Source organism: Kitasatospora cineracea, from assembly GCF_003751605.1.
In the GTDB taxonomy this organism is placed as follows: domain Bacteria; phylum Actinomycetota; class Actinomycetes; order Streptomycetales; family Streptomycetaceae; genus Kitasatospora; species Kitasatospora cineracea.
This window is the reverse complement of record NZ_RJVJ01000001.1, coordinates 4,109,330-4,123,770: the sequence shown is the minus strand read 5'-3', so window position 1 is coordinate 4,123,770 and position 14,441 is coordinate 4,109,330. Positions and strand designations below refer to the sequence as shown.

Sequence of the window (14,441 nt, the reverse complement as noted above, 5' to 3'; positions counted from 1 at the left end):
CTGACCGTGCACCACCGGCGGGTCAGCGCGGGGTCTTGGCCAACTGGCGGGACTGGGCGACCAGTCGGCCGTTCTCGTCCCAGATCTCGCAGTCCTCCTCGAAGTAGCCGCCGGCCACGTTGCGGGTGGCGTGCGAGACCCGGAGCCAGCCGTCGGCGGGGAGGGCGCGGAGGTGGACGGTGAGTTCGATGGTGGGGGCCCAGCCGGGGCGGCCGAGGTCGAAGGTGACCGGGGGGAGGGCGTCGGCGGTGAGCAGCAGGGACAGCGGGTCGGCGGGGCGGCCGTCGGCGAGCCGGAACCAGCCCTGGATGCGGCCCTCCTTGGAGGGCTGGCCGAGCGCCCAGCCGACGGTGGCGGGGTCGAGGCGCAGGTCGAGGCGCTCCAACAGGGCGGCCTGGGCGATGAGTTCGCGCGGGGCGTGCTCGATGCCTATGCACTGCTCGGGCGCGGGCAGGGTCGGCGGCAGCGCGGTGGTGGCGACCTCGTCGTCGAGCGCGGCGAGGTCGGTGAACGAGGCGGTGACCCGCAGCCGCTCCTCGCCGCCCTGGGAGAGGATCGCGCTGCCGGTGGCGAGGCTGCGTCCGCGCCGGACGATCTCGGTGCGGACGGTCGCCGGCCCGGGCCGGGAGGCGGAGACGTAGGTGCCGCTGACGGTGAGCGGGTGCGGGTGCGCCGGCCCGGCTTCGAGGGCGAGCGCGTGCGCGGCGAAGGCGAGCAGCAGGCCGCCGTTGACGCCGCCGCCGATCTGCCAGCCCTCGCCGAGCTCGCCGTCGTAGCGGCCGGGCTCGTCGGGGTGCGGGGCGAGTGCGATGCCCCGGTCGAACTCGGAGGCGGTGGTGGTTTCCGGCATGGCTTCGCGGCCCTTCTGCGCAGCGGGCAAAAACATTACTTGCCGGTAGCTTACGCGCGGAGGCCGCCGGACCGACAGGTCCGGCGGCCTCCGAAGGGGCGTGCGGGTGCTCAGCGCCGGATGCTCGGCTTGAGCTCCATGAAGCGGGCGAGCAGGCCGTTCACGAAGGCCGGCGACTCGTCCGTGGAGAACTCCTTGGCGATCTCCACCGACTCGTCCAGGACCACCGCGTCGGGCGTGCCGTCCTCCCAGATCAGCTCGTACGCACCGAGCCGGAGCACGTTCCGGTCGGCGACCGGCATCCGGTCGAGCGTCCAGCCCACCGCGTAGGTGGAGATCAGGTCGTCGATGGTGCGCGCGTGCTGCGCGTAGCCCTCGACCAGCTGCATGGTGTACTCCGCGACCTGCGGGATGCCCTCGTCGGGGCGGGGGTCGCGGGCCCGCGCGATCCAGTCGGCGAGCACCCGCTCGGGGGACACGCCGCGGTGGTCCGCCTCGAACAGGATCTGGAAGGCCCGGGTGCGGGCCTTGCTACGAGCAGAGGCCACGGTTACTTGACCCGGCCGAGGTAGCTGCCGTCGCGGGTGTCGACCTTGACCTTCTCGCCGGTGGTGACGAACAGCGGCACCTGGATCTCGGCGCCGGTCTCCAGGGTGGCGGGCTTGGTGCCGCCGGTGGAGCGGTCGCCCTGGACGCCCGGCTCGGTCTCGGCGATGACCAGTTCGACCGCGGCGGGGAGCTCGACGTACAGCGGGGCGCCCTCGTTCTGCGCGACCAGGGCCTCGAAGCCCTCCAGCAGGTACTTGGCGGCGTCGCCGACGGTGGCGGAGTCGACCGGGATCTGGTCGTAGGTGTCCATGTCCATGAAGATGAACGCGTCGCCGTCGCGGTAGGAGTACTGCATGGTCCGCTTGTCGACGTTGGCGGTCTCGACCTTGATGCCCGCGTTGAAGGTCTTCTCGACGACCTTGCCGGAGAGGACCTCCTTCAGCTTGGTGCGCACGAAGGCCGGGCCCTTGCCGGGCTTGACGTGCTGGAACTCGACGACGGTCCAGAGCTTGCCGCCGTCCAGCTTGAGGACCATGCCGTTCTTGAGATCGTTCGTGGTAGCCACGGGCGCACTTACTCCTGATATGTCCGCTGTCAAGGAACACCAAGCCGCGCGCCGCCGGGACCGCTTCCGGTCACAGCGCGAGGAGCTCCTTGGTGGTGATGGTGAGCAGCTCGGGCCCGCCCTCCTCGGGAGGCCGCACCACGAGCGTGTCCTCGATCCGGACCCCGCCACGACCCGGGAGATGCACCCCGGGGCCGACGGTGACCGGCACGCGGTTGTCCAGTTTACCCATGTCGGCGGGCCCCAGGCGCGGAGCCTCCCGGATCTCCAGGCCGATTCCGTGTCCCAGGGCGTGGACGGAGCGTTCGGCGTGGCCCGCGGCCTGGAGGATCGAGCGGGCCGCGTCGTCCGGGACGTGCTGCTCGACGCCGGGACCGAGGGCCTCCCGGCCGGCCCGCTGGGCGTGGAAGACCAGCCGGTGCAGCTCGACCTGCCAGGCCGCGGGGGCGGCGCCGATCACGAAGGTGCGGGCGGTGGAGATGCCGTAGCCGCGGTAGCGGGCGCCGAGCGCGACGGTGAGGAAGTCGCCCTCCTCGACCCGGCGGTCGGTGGGCTGGTGGTGCTCGAGGCCGGAGTGGCTGCCGGTGCCGACGGAGACCGGGAAGGCGGCCCGGTCGGCGCCGTGGTCGATCATCCGGCGCTCCAGCTCCATCGCCAGGTGTCGCTCGGTGCGGCCGACCAGGATCGACTCGAGCAGCTCGCCGAGGGCCTGGTCGGCGATCTCGGCGGCGATCCGCAGGTCGGCGATCTCGTACTCGTCCTTGACCACCCGCAGCCGTTCCACGGCCCGGTCCAGGTCCAGCAGCCGGGCCGGGCCGACGGCCCGGGCGACGGTGCGGTGCCGGGCCACCGTGAGGTCGTGCTCCTCGACCGCGAGGTCGCGCACCCCGAGCCGGGCGGCGGCCTCGGCGGCGGCGGACGCGGCGTCGGCCTCGGCGGGCACCGGCAGCCGGGTGACCTCCGCGTCGAGCCTGCCCTCGCCGCCCTCGCCGCCCTCGGCGGGCTCCGCGTCCTCGGGCACCGCGAGCACCGCGCGCTCGCGGGTGAGCAGCAGCGCGGCGCCCAGCGGCGGGCAGCCGGTCAGGTAGCGGACGTTGGCGGCGCGCGTGATGAGCGCGGCGTCGGCCCCGGAGGCGCTGCAGTACTCGCGGAGGCGTTCGCGTCGGGCGGCGTGCGCGTCGGACATGGTCCGAGCCTACGAACGGGGGCCCGGGGGCGCCTGTCGGGACCGGCGGACGGGGGCGGGAATGCGGGCGGGTGGCCTCGTGTTGTGGCGTAGTGAAAACGGCAATCGTTGCCGGGAGAGGGAGGCAGAGGCGATGGCACGCAGCGAGCTGCGACCGGTGGTCGCGCTCCGGTCCACGGCGGGCACCGGGTTCACGTACGTGACGCGGAAGAACCGCCGCAACGACCCGGACCGGATGGTCCTGAAGAAGTTCGACCCGGTGGCGGGGCGCCACGTGGAGTTCCGCGAGGCCCGCTGACCGCGGGGCCCGTCCGACCGGCACACGCACAACGAGGAGGAGCAGCCATGCAGCAGGGAATTCACCCCGAGTACCGTCCGGTGGTGTTCCGCGACAAGACCGGGGGCCTGTCGTTCCTGACCCGCTCCACCGCCTCGAGCGACCGGACGGTCGCGTGGGCGGACGGGCGGACGTACCCGGTGGTGGACGTGGAGACGTCCTCGGCGAGCCACCCGTTCTACACCGGCCGGGCCCGCCTGATGGACACCGAGGGCCGGGTCGAGCTGTACCGGCGCCGGTACGGCGGCTGAACGGCCGACGGAGGGCCCCGGGTTCGCCCGGGGCCCTTTTCGCTACGCGCCGGGCGGGGGGACCGAGACCACCATGGTGACCAGGCACGGCGTGTCGCCGTCGTTGCGGTAGCCGTGGGCGGTGCCGGCCTCGTAGGAGGCGGTGGAGCCGGCCGGGACGAGGTGGTCGCGGCCGTCCAGGGTGAGGGTGAGGACGCCCTCGTCGACCCGGGCGATCTCGACGGTGCCGGGCGGGTGCGGGTCGGAGCCGTGCCCCTCGCCGGGCTGCAGGTGCCAGGACCACAGCTCCAGCGGGCCGGGGGCCTCGGTGCCGCCGAGCAGGGTGCCGCTGCCCCCGGCGGGGCCGGTCCACAGCCGGACGGCGTCCTCGACCGGGACGATCCGGACGGTGGCGGAGGCGTCGTAGTCGAGTAGTCGGGCGATCGAGACGCCGAGCGCGTCGGCGAGCCGGACCACGGTGCCGATGCTGGGGTTGGTGCGGGCCTGTTCGATCTGGACGACCATGCCGCGGCTGACCCCGGAGCGGGCGGCCAGGGCGTCCAGGGTGTGGCCGCGTTCGAGGCGCAGCCGTTTGAGGTTGCGGGCGAGGGCCTGGGTGACGAGATCGGCGTCCGGCACGGGCAGTCCAATATTCTGGTTGGGTCAGTGCAGTGGGTTGAACTATGCTGCGGCGGCATCGACAGATCCACCGACTGTACTGCGAGGTCCACCATGCTGTCCGCTTCCTGCGCCGCCGCCCCGTGAGCGCCGCCTTCGCACTGCTCGCCAGCCTGCTGTGGGGCGTCGCCGACTACGGGGGCGGGGCGATCACCCGGCGGCTGCCCGCGCTGACGGTGGTGGTGCTCTCGCAGACGGCCGCCGCCGCGGTGCTCGCGGTGGCGGTGACCGCCACCGGCGGGTGGGGCGGGGCCGGGCCGGCCCTCTGGTACGCGGTGCTGGCGGGCGCGATCGGCCCGTTCGCGCTGCTGGCGTTCTACCGGGCGCTGGCGCTCGGGCCGATGGGTGTGGTGTCGCCGCTGGCCACCGTCGGCGTGCTGGTGCCGATCGGGGTGGGCCTGTTCCTCGGCGAACGGCCGGGCGCCGTCCAGGGGTTGGGGATCGCGGTGGCGGTCGCCGGGGTCGCGCTGGCGGGCGGTCCGCAGCGCGGCGGGCCCGCGGTGGGGCGGCGGGTGCTGGTGCTGACGCTGGGCGCCGCGTTCGCCTTCGGCGCGGTGCTGGCGCTGGTCGCGCACGCCGGGGCGGGCGGCGCGCTGCTGCTGACGCTGTGCGTGCAGCGGTTGACCAACGCGGTGGTCGGCGCCGGGATGCTGGCCGCGCAGGCCCGCCGGCAGTCGCTCGAACTGCGGGCGGGCCTGCGCGAGTTGCCCGCGCTGACCGCCGTCGGGGTCGCCGACGTGGCCGCGAACGGCCTGTACGCGGCCGCCTCCTCCCCGGGGTCGGTGGCGGTGGCGGCCGTGCTGGCCTCGCTCTATCCGGTGGTCACCGCGCTGATGGCGCGCGGCCTGCTGAAGGAGCGGCTGCTGCGGGTGCAGGTGCTCGGTGCGGGCCTCGCGGTGGCCGGGACGCTGATCCTGGCCACCGGTTGACGCGCCGTCAGGACGCCTGCGCGAACGTCCGGGAGCGCTTGGCGATCCGCCAGTAGCCGATCGCGGCGGCCCAGACCACCACGAACAGGCCGACGATCACGAAGCCCACGTTGTCCAGGCTGAGGCCGGCGATCCAGCCGGTGACCGGGTCGGCCAGGTCGAACTTGTCGTGCAGCACGGCGACCAGTTCGATGGTCCCGATCACGAAGGCCACCGCGATCGACAGCCCCGTGATGGTCAGGTTGTAGTAGACCTTGCGGACCGGGTTGGAGAACGCCCACTGGTAGGCGAAGTTCATGAACGTGCCGTCCAGCGTGTCGAACAGGCTCATCCCGGCGGCGAACAGCAGCGGCAGGCAGACCACCGCGTACCAGGGCAGGCCGGAGGCCGCGCCGGAGCCCGCCATCACCATCAGGGTGACCTCGGTGGCGGTGTCGAAGCCCAGGCCGAGCACCATGCCGACCGGGAACATCTGGCCGGGGCGGCTGATCGAGCGGGTGGCCCGGTTCAGCAGCCGGGCCAGGAAGCCCCGGGCCGCCAGGTGCTTCTCCAGCTCGGCCTCGTCGTACTGGCCCTCCCGCATCGCCCGGAACACCCGCCAGATGCCCAGCAGGGCGACCAGGTTGAGCGCCGCGATCAGGTAGAGGAAGGCGCCGGACGCGGTGGTGCCGATGGTGCCCAGCACCCGGTGGGTGGTGGAGTCCTCGTCCATCAGGGTGCCCGCCAGCGCCGCGCCCCCGGCCACCAGGCCGGCCATCAGCACCACCATCGAGGAGTGGCCGAGGGCGAACCAGAAGCCCACCGAGACCGGGCGGCGGCCGTCCGCCATCAGCTTGCGGGTGGTGTTGTCGATCACCGCGATGTGGTCGGCGTCGAAGGCGTGCCGCATGCCCAGGGTGTACGCGGTGAGGCCCAGGCCGACGCCGAACACCTGGGTGCCGACGGCGTAGTGGTGCGGCGCGACCAGGAACAGCAGCGTCCCGAACGCCGCCACGTGCATGGCCAGGATCACCGCCATCAACCCGGCCGTGCGCAGGGTGTCCTCGCGCCGCCAGCGGAAGGCGGGAAGGGGGGAGCCGGGATTGTCCCCGGGCAGGGTCGATTCGGGCGCGGTCATCCGCGTTCACGCTCCAGCACCTCGTGGATCACTTCGTGAGATGCCGTGGCCGGTCTCCTGGCTGACGGGGTGTTGCGCGCCGGCTCCCGGCCTTCCCGACCGCGAGCGGCCAGTGGCACGGGGTGGGAGCCGACGACTCCCCGATCACAGTGGCGAGGGCCGCTCCGGACTCCTGCGACCGAACACTCTCGTGACGGTCGCAGTGCACCGGCTTCCCGAACACCACGGCCCGCCCACCGTAGGCCCGGCGCGGGCGCGGCGGCAAGGGCGCGTCCGGTCCGGTGGCGTAGATCACGCCTGGTCAGGGCCGCGCTGACGGGAGGTCAGGCCATCCAGAAGAAGACGCAGGTCATCCGCTTCTCCGCCAGCACCGCCCCGTGGTACTCGGTCGCGGTGTGGATCAGGTTGGCGGTGTAGAGCAGCAGCCGGTTGTAGCGGTGCGGGACGGCCAGGTCCTCGGTGAAGGAGTCCGGCGGGACGAAGCGGGTGCCGAGGGCGTCCACCAGGTTGTTGTGCGGGGCGACCACGCTGTTGCCGCCGAGCCGGCCGCCGGGCAGGCTCTGCCGGTAGAAGCTGGTGCCGCAGCGCTTGGGGACGGCCGGGTTGAGGTAGAGCACGGCGGCGTAGCGGCACAGCGAGCGCGAGTCGGTGTGCGGGCGCGGCTCGCACTCCCCCGCGCCCACCACCTGCACGCAGTTGTGGTTGAAGGTGCCGCCCTCGGCCTCGCCCAGCGCCCAGATCCGCTCCGCGCCGGTGGCCTCCCGGACCAGCTTCTCGACCTGTGCCAGCTCCTCCGGCTCCAGCCCGGGCATCGCCCGCAGGCCCGGCCAGGACTCCGGCCGGTGCGGGTAGCCCTCGTCCCAGTCGGTGCGCGCCAGGTGCCGGGCGCGCACCGCGTCCGGGTCCGGGAGGACGTCGTCCAGCACCCAGTAGTCACGGCCCCGGGTGGGCTTGCGGTACGGCAGGACCGGGAGCGCCGGGGTGGGGCGCGGCCCCTGGAACGGGAGAGCGGGCATGGCCCCGACAATAGGAGCGCCGTTCCGGGCCCTCGCCCAAGACCGGGTCAACCTTGCGTCAAGGCTTGCCGTGGTGACGGTGCGTCAGGACTGCTGGCAGCGCGGGCACCAGAACAGGTTCCGGGCCGCCAACTCCTCGGTGCGGACCGGGGTCCCGCAGACCAGGCAGGGCTGGTCGTGCCGCCGGTAGACGTACACCTCGCCGCCGTGGTCGTCCACCCGCGGCGGGCGGCCCATCGCCTCCGGGGTGTGCTCGGGGCGGACGGTGTCGATCCGGCCGGCGGCCACGCCGTCGTGCATCAGGGCCACCAGGTCCGCCCAGATCGCGTCCCACTCGGCGCGGGACAGCTCGCGGCCGGCCCGGTGCGGGCTGATGCCGAGCCGGAACAGCACCTCGGCGCGGTACACGTTGCCGACGCCGGCCAGCACCTTCTGGTCCATCAGCAGCGCGGCGACCGTGCTGCCGCTGCGGGAGATCCGCTGCCAGGCCGCGTCGCCCGCCTCGCCGGGGCGCAGCGGGTCGGGGCCCAGGCGGCGGTGGACGGCCGCCTTCTCGGCGGGGGTGAGCAGCTCGCAGGCGGTCGGGCCGCGCAGGTCGGCGTAGCCGCTGTCGTTCACCATCCGCAGCCGGACCTGGCCGACCGGCGCCGGGGCCTCGCCCGCCCCGAAGTCGTACTTCCCGTACAGCCCCAGGTGCACGTGCAGCCAGTGCTCGCCGAAGCCCAGGAACAGGTGCTTGCCGTGCGCCTCCGCCTCGTCGAGCACCCGCCCGTCGATCAGCGCGGCCCCCTCCGCGAAGCGCCCCTGCGGGCTGGACACCCGCACCGGGCGCCCTCCGAACAGCTCGTCGTTCTCCCTGGCCAGGCGGTGGATCACATGCCCCTCGGGCACCGGCGGTCAACTCCTCGGTCGTGGTGGTGGCGAGGAGTCCATTCTCCCAGGCCGCTCGGACAGCCCGGGCCGCCGCCTCAGAGGGCGGCGGCGGCTTCGCACAGGGCGGCCAGCTCGGCCAGCGCCAGGGCGGTGAAGTCCTGGCCGGGGCGGGCGGTCCAGGCGGCGAGGGCGGCGCGCAGGGCGAGCAGGGCGAGCTCGGCGGTGAGGCCGGCGGCCGGGTCGGGGGTGCCGCGCTCGCGCAGCGCGGCGGTGAGGGCGGTGGCGAGGGCCTCGCGCTTGAGCAGCTCGCGCTCGGTCAGCTCCGGGTTGGCGGCGACCACCTGCTGGCGCTCGCGGACGGCCCCGTGGCGCTCGGCGGTGAAGGCGCGCTCCCCGGCGGCGGCCAGCGCGGCCTCGACGGCCTGCCGCGGGCCCGCCCCGGGCGGGGTGGCGGCGACCGCGTCGGTGAGCAGGCGGACCAGGGCGTCGCCGCCGGAGAGCACCTCGCGCTTGTCGGCGAAGTGCCGGAAGAAGGTGCTCTTGGCCAGGCCGGCGCGCTCGGCGATCTCGGCGACGGTGGTGCGGTCGTAGCCCTGCCGGACGAAGAGTTCGAGCGCGGCGCGCTCCAGCCGTTCGCGCGCGTTCGGGTCCCATCTGGCCATGCCCGGATTCTACGTGACAGGACTTGGTCGCATCATCGGACTCCGCGGGCTATGGTGATGGGACAAAGTCTCATCACTTCGGATCTCCGGAGGTCCACCCATGCACGTCTTCGTCACCGGAGCCAGCGGCCACCTCGGCTCCGCCCTCGTCCCCGACCTGCTCGCCGCCGGCCACCGGGTCACCGGCCTGGCCCGCTCCGACGCCTCCGCCGCCGCCCTCACCGCCCTCGGCGCGGACGTCCGGCGCGGCGACCTCGACGACCTCGACGGCCTGCGGGACGCCGCCGCGGCCGCCGACGGCGTGGTGCACCTCGCCTTCAAGCACGAGGCGATGCTCGGCGGCGACTACGCCGGCGCGATGGCCGACGACCTGAAGGCCGTCCGGGCCCTGGTCGAGGCGCTCGCGGGCACCGGGAAGCCGCTGGTCGGCACCGGCGGCACGGGCGCCGGCAACACCCCCGGCCGGCCCTCGCTGGAGAGCGTGGTCGCCCCCGGCGCCCCGCGCACCGAGGCCGAACAGGCGATCGTCGACGCCGCCGCGGACGGTGTGCGCTCCTCCGTCGTCCGGCTGCCCCCCGTCGTGCACAGCTCGCTCGACCGGCACGGCTTCGTCCCCGTCCTGATCCGCACCGCCCGCGCCACCGGCGTCTCCGGCTACCTCGGCGAGGGCGCCAACCACTGGCCCGCCGTCCACACCCTGGACGCCGCCCGCCTCTACCGCCTCGCCCTCGAACACGCCCCCGCCGGCACCCGCCTGCACGGCGTCGGCGACCGGGCCGTCCCCTTCCGCGAGATCGCCGAACGCATCGGCCGCCGCCTCGGCCTCCCCACCGCCCCCGTCGAAGAGGCCCGCGCCGCCGAACACTTCGGCTTCCTCGCCCGCCTCGTCCCCCTCGACCTGCCCGCCTCCGCCGAAGCCACCCGCACCCTGCTCGACTGGCAGCCCGCGCACCCGGGCCTGCTCGACGACCTGGACGAGGACCACTACTTCACCGCGGACTGACCACCGCCGACCCCGCCCGGGCCGAAGGCCCCCCGCACTCACCGCGGAACCTCAGCGGACGTGGGGACGGCCGACGACCACGAGGGCCGGAAGCGCCAGCAGCCCCCGCCGCGGGGCCCCGGCGCGCAGGCAGGCGGCCGAGGACGGGGCGGGCCGAAGGCAGGCAACGTGGCCACGCCCCCCGCCGCGCAGCGGAATCTCCCCGCGCGGCCTCAGCGGGTGTGCAGGCGGCTGAGGATGGCGTGGTCGAGGGCGGCGGCGGTCTCCGGGACGCTCAGGTTCGAGTTGTCGATGATCGGGAGGCCGGAGGTGCGCCAGCCGGCCATCCGGCCGTGGATGCGGGCGACTTCGTCGTCGGAGAGGCGGCGGTTGCCGGAGCGCTCCGCGTTGCGGGTGAGGACCCGGTCGAGGCCGGGGAGCAGCACGACGGGGATCATGCCGGGGCCGATGTGGCGCTTCCAGCCGCCGAGGCCGATCGCGGGGCGGTCGGGGAAGACGGCGTCGTCGATGATGCAGGAGATGCCGTTGGCGAGGTAGTTGCGGCAGGCGAAGCCGCAGGTGCGGCGAGCGAGCCGGTACTGGGCCTCGGAGGCGGTGTTCCAGCCGGACTGCGGGTTGGCGAAGCCGGACTGGACCCATTCGCGGACGTCGTCGAGGCTGATGTGCGCGGTGGGGGTGGGCCGGCGTTCGGCCCAGTGGCGGGCCACGGTGGTCTTGCCCGCGCCGGCCGGGCCGATCAGCAGGACGGCGAGCGGGCCGGTGGGCGGCGGGGCCGGGAACGCGGGCTGCTGCGGCGGCGGCGGGGCGGGCAGTTGGACCGTGCCTCCGGTCGGGAGCAGGAAGTGCCCGGTGCCGCCGGGGGCGATCGGCCCGACGGCCTTGAGCGGGACGGTCGGACGGTCGGGGCGGGGCCCCGTCGGTCCCAGCGTCGGGATCGCCTGGGTGGCGCCCGGGTACGGCGGGTGAGGGCCCGTCGGCTGCGGCGACGCCGCAGGTCGTGGCGGCACCTGGCCCCCCGCGTGCTGGTTCTGCGCGTACTGGCTCACCGTCACCTCCCTGCGCCGAATGTACACGTCGGCCCGGTGGCGGGCACAAGTCCGCCACCGGGCCGAGGGGGCGCTCAGCGGGTGGTGAGCTGCTCCGCGAGGGCGCGCAGGGCGAGTTCGTACGAGCCGAGGCCGAAGCCGGCGATGGTGCCGGAGGCGACGGCCGCGATGACCGAGGTGTGGCGGAAGGTCTCGCGGGTGTACGGGTTGGAGATGTGCACCTCGATGAGCGGCGCGGTGCGCTGCGCGGCGGCGTCCCGCATCGCGTACGAGTAGTGCGTGAACGCGCCGGGGTTGATCACCACGGGGGTCTCGGCGTCCGCCGCCTCGTGCAGCCAGCCGACCATCTCCGCCTCGGAGTTGGTCTCCCGGACCTCCACCGCCAGGCCCAGTTCGGCGCCGAGCTTCGTGCACCGCTCGACCAGCCCGGCGTACGAGGTGGAGCCGTACACGTCGGGCTCGCGGGAGCCGAGCCGGCCCAGGTTGGGGCCGTTCAGCACCAGGACGGGCGTGCTCATCCGGAGACCTCCCCGTAGGCGGCGACCAGCACGGACGGGTCCGGGCCCTCCAGGATGGAGGTCTTGGCCAGGCCGTCCAGGACGACGAAGCGCAGCAGGTCGCCGCGCGACTTCTTGTCGATCTTCATGGCGTCCAGCAGCTTCGGCCAGGCGTCGGCGCGGTAGGTGAGCGGCAGGCCGACGGAGGCCAGCACGGCCCGGTGCCGGTCGGCCGTGGCGTCGTCCAACCGCCCGGCCAGGCGGCCGAGTTCGGCGGCGAAGACCATGCCGATGGAGATCGCCGCGCCGTGCCGCCACTTGTAGCGCTCGTTGCGCTCGATGGCGTGGCCCAGGGTGTGGCCGTAGTTGAGGATCTCGCGGCGGCCGGACTCCTTGAGGTCGCCGGAGACCACGTCGGCCTTGACCTGGATGGCCCGGCGGATCAGCTCCAGGGTGTGCGGGCCGGCCGGGCTGGTGGCGGCCTCCGGGTCGGCCTCGATCAGGTCGAGGATGACCGGGTCCGCGATGAAGCCGGCCTTGATCACCTCGGCCAGGCCGGAGACGTAGTCGTGCTTGCCGAGCGTCTCCAGGGTGCCGAGGTCGGCCAGCACGCCCGCGGGCGGGTGGAAGGCGCCGACCATGTTCTTGCCCTCGGCGATGTTGATGCCGGTCTTGCCGCCGACGGCCGCGTCGACCATGCCGAGCAGCGTGGTGGGCACCGAGATCCAGCGCACCCCGCGCAGCCAGGTGGCCGCGACGAAGCCCGCCAGGTCGGTGGTGGAGCCGCCGCCGAGGCCGACCACCACGTCGCTGCGGGTGAAGCCGGTCTGGCCGAGCACCGACCAGCAGTACGCGGCGACCTCGGCGCTCTTGGCGTCCTCGGCGTTCGGCACCTGGAGGGCGATCGCCTCGTAGCCCTGCGCGGCGAGGTCCTCGCGGATCGCCTCGCCGGTGGCCTCCAGCGCCTCCGGGTGGATGACCGCGACCCGCTTGGCCTTCGGGCCGATCAGCGGAGCGAGCTCGCCCAGCAGCTGGTGGCCGATCAGCACCTCGTACGGGGCGTGGCCGTCACTGCCGGCCACCTGGATCCTGACAACGTCGGCGTCAGACATGGGGGTTCTTCAACTCCAGTGCTTCGAGTACGGCGTCGGCGACCTGCTCGGGCGTGCGGCCCTCGGTGTCGGCCACGGCGGTGGCGACCTCCAGGTAGAGCGGGCGGCGGGCCTCCATCAGTTCGCGCCAGCGGGCCCGGGGGTTGACCGCGAGCAGCGGGCGGGGGGCGTCCAGGCCGACCCGCTTGACCGCGTCGCCGAGCGCCACCTCCAGGAACACCACCGGCAGCGGGGCGAGCAGCGCCCGGGTCTCCTCCGCCATCACGGCGCCGCCGCCGAGCGCCAGCACGCCCGGGAAGCCGGTGACGGCGGCCCGGACGGCCTCCCGCTCCAGCTGCCGGAAGTGCGGTTCGCCCTCGTCGACGAAGATCTCCGGGATGGGCTTGCCCGCGGTCCGCTCGACGTCGGCGTCGGTGTCGCGGAACGGCAGGCCGAGGCGTTCGGCGAGGACCCGCCCGACGGTGGACTTGCCACTGCCGGGCGGGCCGACCAGCACGATGGCCGGTGCGGTCATGTCCACTCCCCGCTTCGCTCGTCGCGTCGTGACCGACAGCGGCTCGTGCTTGACTGCTCGCTCCGCTCGCTCACCGGACGATCAGGTTCTCGAGGTAGGACTGCACGTTGCGACGGGTCTCGGAGACGTTGTCGCCGCCGAACTTCTCCGCCACCGCGTCCGCCAGCACCAGCGCCACCATCGCCTCGGCGACGATGCCGGCCGCCGGGACGGCGCACACGTCGGAGCGCTGGTGGTGCGCCTTGGCGGGCTCGCCGGTGCGCACGTCCACGGTCTGCAGGGCGCGCGGGACGGTGGCGATCGGCTTCATCGCGGCCCGCACCCGCAGCAGCTCGCCGGTGGACAGGCCGCCCTCGGTGCCGCCGGAGCGGCCGGAGGCGCGCTTGATGCCCTCGGCGGTCGGCAGGATCTCGTCGTGCGCCTGCGAGCCGGGGATCCGGGCCAGGTCGAAGCCGTCGCCGACCTCGACGCCCTTGATCGCCTGGATGCCCATCAGCGCGGCCGCGAGCCGGGCGTCCAGCCGGCGGTCCCAGTGCACGTGCGAGCCGAGGCCGACCGGCACGCCGTACGCCAGCACCTCGACCACGCCGCCCAGGGTGTCGCCGTCCTTGTGGGCCTGGTCGATCTCGGCGACCATCGCCTTCGACGCGTCGGCGTCCAGGCAGCGCACCGGGTCCTCGTCCAGGCGGGCCTCGTCGGCGGGCAGCGGCAGCACGCCGGCCGGGGCCTTGGCGGCGGCCAGCTCCACCACGTGGCTGACGATCTCGATGCCGCAGGTCTCCTTGAGGTAGGAGCGGGCGACCGCGCCGAGCGCGACCCGGGCCGCGGTCTCCCGGGCGCTGGCGCGCTCCAGGATCGGCCGGGCCTCGTCGAGCGAGTACTTCTGCATGCCGGCCAGGTCGGCGTGGCCGGGGCGCGGGCGGGTCAGCGCCTCGTTGCGGGCCAGGCCGGCCAGCACCTCGGGGTCGACCGGGTCGGCCGACATGACCTGCTCCCACTTCGGCCACTCGGTGTTGCCGACCATGACCGCCACCGGGGAGCCCATGGTCTCGCCGTGCCGGACGCCGCCGAGGAAGGTCACCTCGTCCTGCTCGAACTTCATCCGCGCACCGCGGCCGTAACCGAGCCGGCGGCGGGCCAGTGCGTCGGCCACCATCGCGGTGGTGACCGGCACCCCGGCCGGCAGGCCCTCCAGCGTCGCGACCAGAGCGGGGCCGTGCGACTCCCCCGCCGTGAGCCAGCGCAAGCTACCCACCGAAAGCTCCTTCGTCAGCGGC

Annotated in this window: 18 protein-coding genes and 1 riboswitch; of the genes, 4 read left to right on the top strand and 14 right to left on the bottom strand. The window is 74.2% G+C overall.

Annotation, left to right across the window (positions count from 1 at the left end; genetic code table 11):
* Positions 1-22: 22 nt before the first annotated feature.
* The 4 genes from EDD39_RS18780 to EDD39_RS18765 all read right to left on the bottom strand — a co-directional run bounded on the left by EDD39_RS18780 (position 23) and on the right by EDD39_RS18765 (position 3,150).
* Positions 23-850, bottom strand: a complete 828-nt coding sequence (locus tag EDD39_RS18780) for a thioesterase family protein (RefSeq protein WP_123557524.1) — start codon at positions 848-850, stop codon at positions 23-25.
* Positions 851-960: 110 nt separating this feature from the next.
* Positions 961-1,398 carry a transcription antitermination factor NusB gene (gene nusB, locus EDD39_RS18775; RefSeq protein WP_030907427.1) on the bottom strand — a complete coding sequence of 146 codons (438 nt, stop codon included), beginning with the start codon at positions 1,396-1,398 and terminating at the stop codon, positions 961-963.
* Positions 1,399-1,400: 2 nt separating this feature from the next.
* Entirely contained in the window at positions 1,401-1,964 is a 564-nt protein-coding gene (gene efp, locus EDD39_RS18770) for an elongation factor P (RefSeq protein ID WP_123557522.1), read from the bottom strand.
* Positions 1,965-2,034: 70 nt separating this feature from the next.
* Entirely contained in the window at positions 2,035-3,150 is a 1,116-nt protein-coding gene (locus EDD39_RS18765) for an aminopeptidase P family protein (protein ID WP_123557520.1), read from the bottom strand.
* A gap of 133 nt (positions 3,151-3,283) precedes the next feature.
* Between EDD39_RS18765 and rpmG the strand changes: the two genes are divergently transcribed.
* Both rpmG and EDD39_RS18755 read left to right on the top strand, forming a co-directional pair.
* Positions 3,284-3,448: a 50S ribosomal protein L33 gene (rpmG, locus tag EDD39_RS18760; RefSeq protein ID WP_123557518.1), complete on the top strand. Its 165-nt coding sequence runs from the start codon at positions 3,284-3,286 to the stop codon at positions 3,446-3,448.
* A gap of 47 nt (positions 3,449-3,495) precedes the next feature.
* Positions 3,496-3,738: a type B 50S ribosomal protein L31 gene (locus EDD39_RS18755; protein WP_030459164.1), complete on the top strand. Its 243-nt coding sequence runs from the start codon at positions 3,496-3,498 to the stop codon at positions 3,736-3,738.
* Positions 3,739-3,780: 42 nt separating this feature from the next.
* Here EDD39_RS18755 and EDD39_RS18750 read toward each other — a convergent pair whose 3' ends face one another.
* Entirely contained in the window at positions 3,781-4,356 is a 576-nt protein-coding gene (locus EDD39_RS18750; RefSeq protein WP_123557516.1) for a helix-turn-helix domain-containing protein, read from the bottom strand.
* A gap of 122 nt (positions 4,357-4,478) precedes the next feature.
* On the opposite strand from EDD39_RS18750, the gene EDD39_RS18745 reads away from it, so the two are divergent.
* Positions 4,479-5,324, top strand: a complete 846-nt coding sequence (locus EDD39_RS18745) for a DMT family transporter (RefSeq protein ID WP_123557514.1) — start codon at positions 4,479-4,481, stop codon at positions 5,322-5,324.
* Positions 5,325-5,331: 7 nt separating this feature from the next.
* Here the strand turns inward: EDD39_RS18745 and nicT are convergent, their stop codons facing one another.
* From nicT to EDD39_RS42100, 4 genes are all read right to left on the bottom strand, one after another.
* Entirely contained in the window at positions 5,332-6,441 is a 1,110-nt protein-coding gene (gene nicT / locus EDD39_RS18740) for a Nickel transporter NicT (protein WP_123557512.1), read from the bottom strand.
* Between the two features lie 30 nt (positions 6,442-6,471).
* A riboswitch (cobalamin riboswitch) is annotated at positions 6,472-6,683 on the bottom strand.
* 81 nt (positions 6,684-6,764) lie between these two features.
* Positions 6,765-7,457 carry a DUF6445 family protein gene (locus tag EDD39_RS18735; protein WP_123557510.1) on the bottom strand — a complete coding sequence of 231 codons (693 nt, stop codon included), beginning with the start codon at positions 7,455-7,457 and terminating at the stop codon, positions 6,765-6,767.
* 84 nt (positions 7,458-7,541) lie between these two features.
* Positions 7,542-8,348 (bottom strand): Fpg/Nei family DNA glycosylase, encoded by an 807-nt coding sequence (locus tag EDD39_RS18730; protein WP_123557508.1) that lies wholly within the window; start codon positions 8,346-8,348, stop codon positions 7,542-7,544.
* Between the two features lie 77 nt (positions 8,349-8,425).
* Entirely contained in the window at positions 8,426-8,992 is a 567-nt protein-coding gene (locus EDD39_RS42100) for a TetR/AcrR family transcriptional regulator (RefSeq protein WP_123557506.1), read from the bottom strand.
* A gap of 100 nt (positions 8,993-9,092) precedes the next feature.
* Here EDD39_RS42100 and EDD39_RS18720 point away from each other — a divergent pair, with 100 nt between their 5' ends.
* Positions 9,093-9,995 carry an SDR family oxidoreductase gene (locus tag EDD39_RS18720; RefSeq protein ID WP_123557504.1) on the top strand — a complete coding sequence of 301 codons (903 nt, stop codon included), beginning with the start codon at positions 9,093-9,095 and terminating at the stop codon, positions 9,993-9,995.
* Positions 9,996-10,207: 212 nt separating this feature from the next.
* On the opposite strand, the gene EDD39_RS18715 is transcribed toward EDD39_RS18720, so the two are convergent.
* The 5 genes from EDD39_RS18715 to aroC all read right to left on the bottom strand — a co-directional run bounded on the left by EDD39_RS18715 (position 10,208) and on the right by aroC (position 14,419).
* Positions 10,208-11,041: an AAA family ATPase gene (locus tag EDD39_RS18715; RefSeq protein WP_425269702.1), complete on the bottom strand. Its 834-nt coding sequence runs from the start codon at positions 11,039-11,041 to the stop codon at positions 10,208-10,210.
* 74 nt (positions 11,042-11,115) lie between these two features.
* Positions 11,116-11,559 (bottom strand): type II 3-dehydroquinate dehydratase, encoded by a 444-nt coding sequence (aroQ, locus tag EDD39_RS18710; protein WP_123557502.1) that lies wholly within the window; start codon positions 11,557-11,559, stop codon positions 11,116-11,118.
* Entirely contained in the window at positions 11,556-12,650 is a 1,095-nt protein-coding gene (gene aroB / locus EDD39_RS18705) for a 3-dehydroquinate synthase (RefSeq protein ID WP_030459154.1), read from the bottom strand. The genes aroQ and aroB overlap by 4 nt, the downstream gene beginning before the upstream one ends.
* Positions 12,643-13,164 (bottom strand): shikimate kinase, encoded by a 522-nt coding sequence (locus tag EDD39_RS18700; protein ID WP_123557500.1) that lies wholly within the window; start codon positions 13,162-13,164, stop codon positions 12,643-12,645. The genes aroB and EDD39_RS18700 overlap by 8 nt, the downstream gene beginning before the upstream one ends.
* A 70-nt stretch (positions 13,165-13,234) precedes the next feature.
* On the bottom strand, positions 13,235-14,419 hold the full coding sequence (gene aroC, locus EDD39_RS18695; protein ID WP_123557498.1) for a chorismate synthase: 1,185 nt from the start codon (positions 14,417-14,419) through the stop codon (positions 13,235-13,237).
* Between the last annotated feature and the right edge of the window lie 22 nt (positions 14,420-14,441).

Excerpts from the sequence above, each read along its gene's own strand:
- EDD39_RS18765 (WP_123557520.1), bottom strand. The coding sequence starts at position 3,150 with ATGTCCGACGCGCACGCCGCCCGACGCGAACGCCTCCGCGAGTACTGC.
- EDD39_RS18780 (WP_123557524.1), bottom strand. The coding sequence starts at position 850 with ATGCCGGAAACCACCACCGCCTCCGAGTTCGACCGGGGCATCGCACTC.
- EDD39_RS18735 (WP_123557510.1), bottom strand. The coding sequence starts at position 7,457 with ATGCCCGCTCTCCCGTTCCAGGGGCCGCGCCCCACCCCGGCGCTCCCG.
- aroQ (WP_123557502.1), bottom strand. The coding sequence starts at position 11,559 with ATGAGCACGCCCGTCCTGGTGCTGAACGGCCCCAACCTGGGCCGGCTC.
- EDD39_RS42100 (WP_123557506.1), bottom strand. The coding sequence starts at position 8,992 with ATGGCCAGATGGGACCCGAACGCGCGCGAACGGCTGGAGCGCGCCGCG.
- EDD39_RS18700 (WP_123557500.1), bottom strand. The coding sequence starts at position 13,164 with ATGACCGCACCGGCCATCGTGCTGGTCGGCCCGCCCGGCAGTGGCAAG.
- rpmG (WP_123557518.1), top strand. The coding sequence starts at position 3,284 with ATGGCACGCAGCGAGCTGCGACCGGTGGTCGCGCTCCGGTCCACGGCG.
- aroB (WP_030459154.1), bottom strand. The coding sequence starts at position 12,650 with ATGTCTGACGCCGACGTTGTCAGGATCCAGGTGGCCGGCAGTGACGGC.
- EDD39_RS18720 (WP_123557504.1), top strand. The coding sequence starts at position 9,093 with ATGCACGTCTTCGTCACCGGAGCCAGCGGCCACCTCGGCTCCGCCCTC.
- EDD39_RS18755 (WP_030459164.1), top strand. The coding sequence starts at position 3,496 with ATGCAGCAGGGAATTCACCCCGAGTACCGTCCGGTGGTGTTCCGCGAC.
- nicT (WP_123557512.1), bottom strand. The coding sequence starts at position 6,441 with ATGACCGCGCCCGAATCGACCCTGCCCGGGGACAATCCCGGCTCCCCC.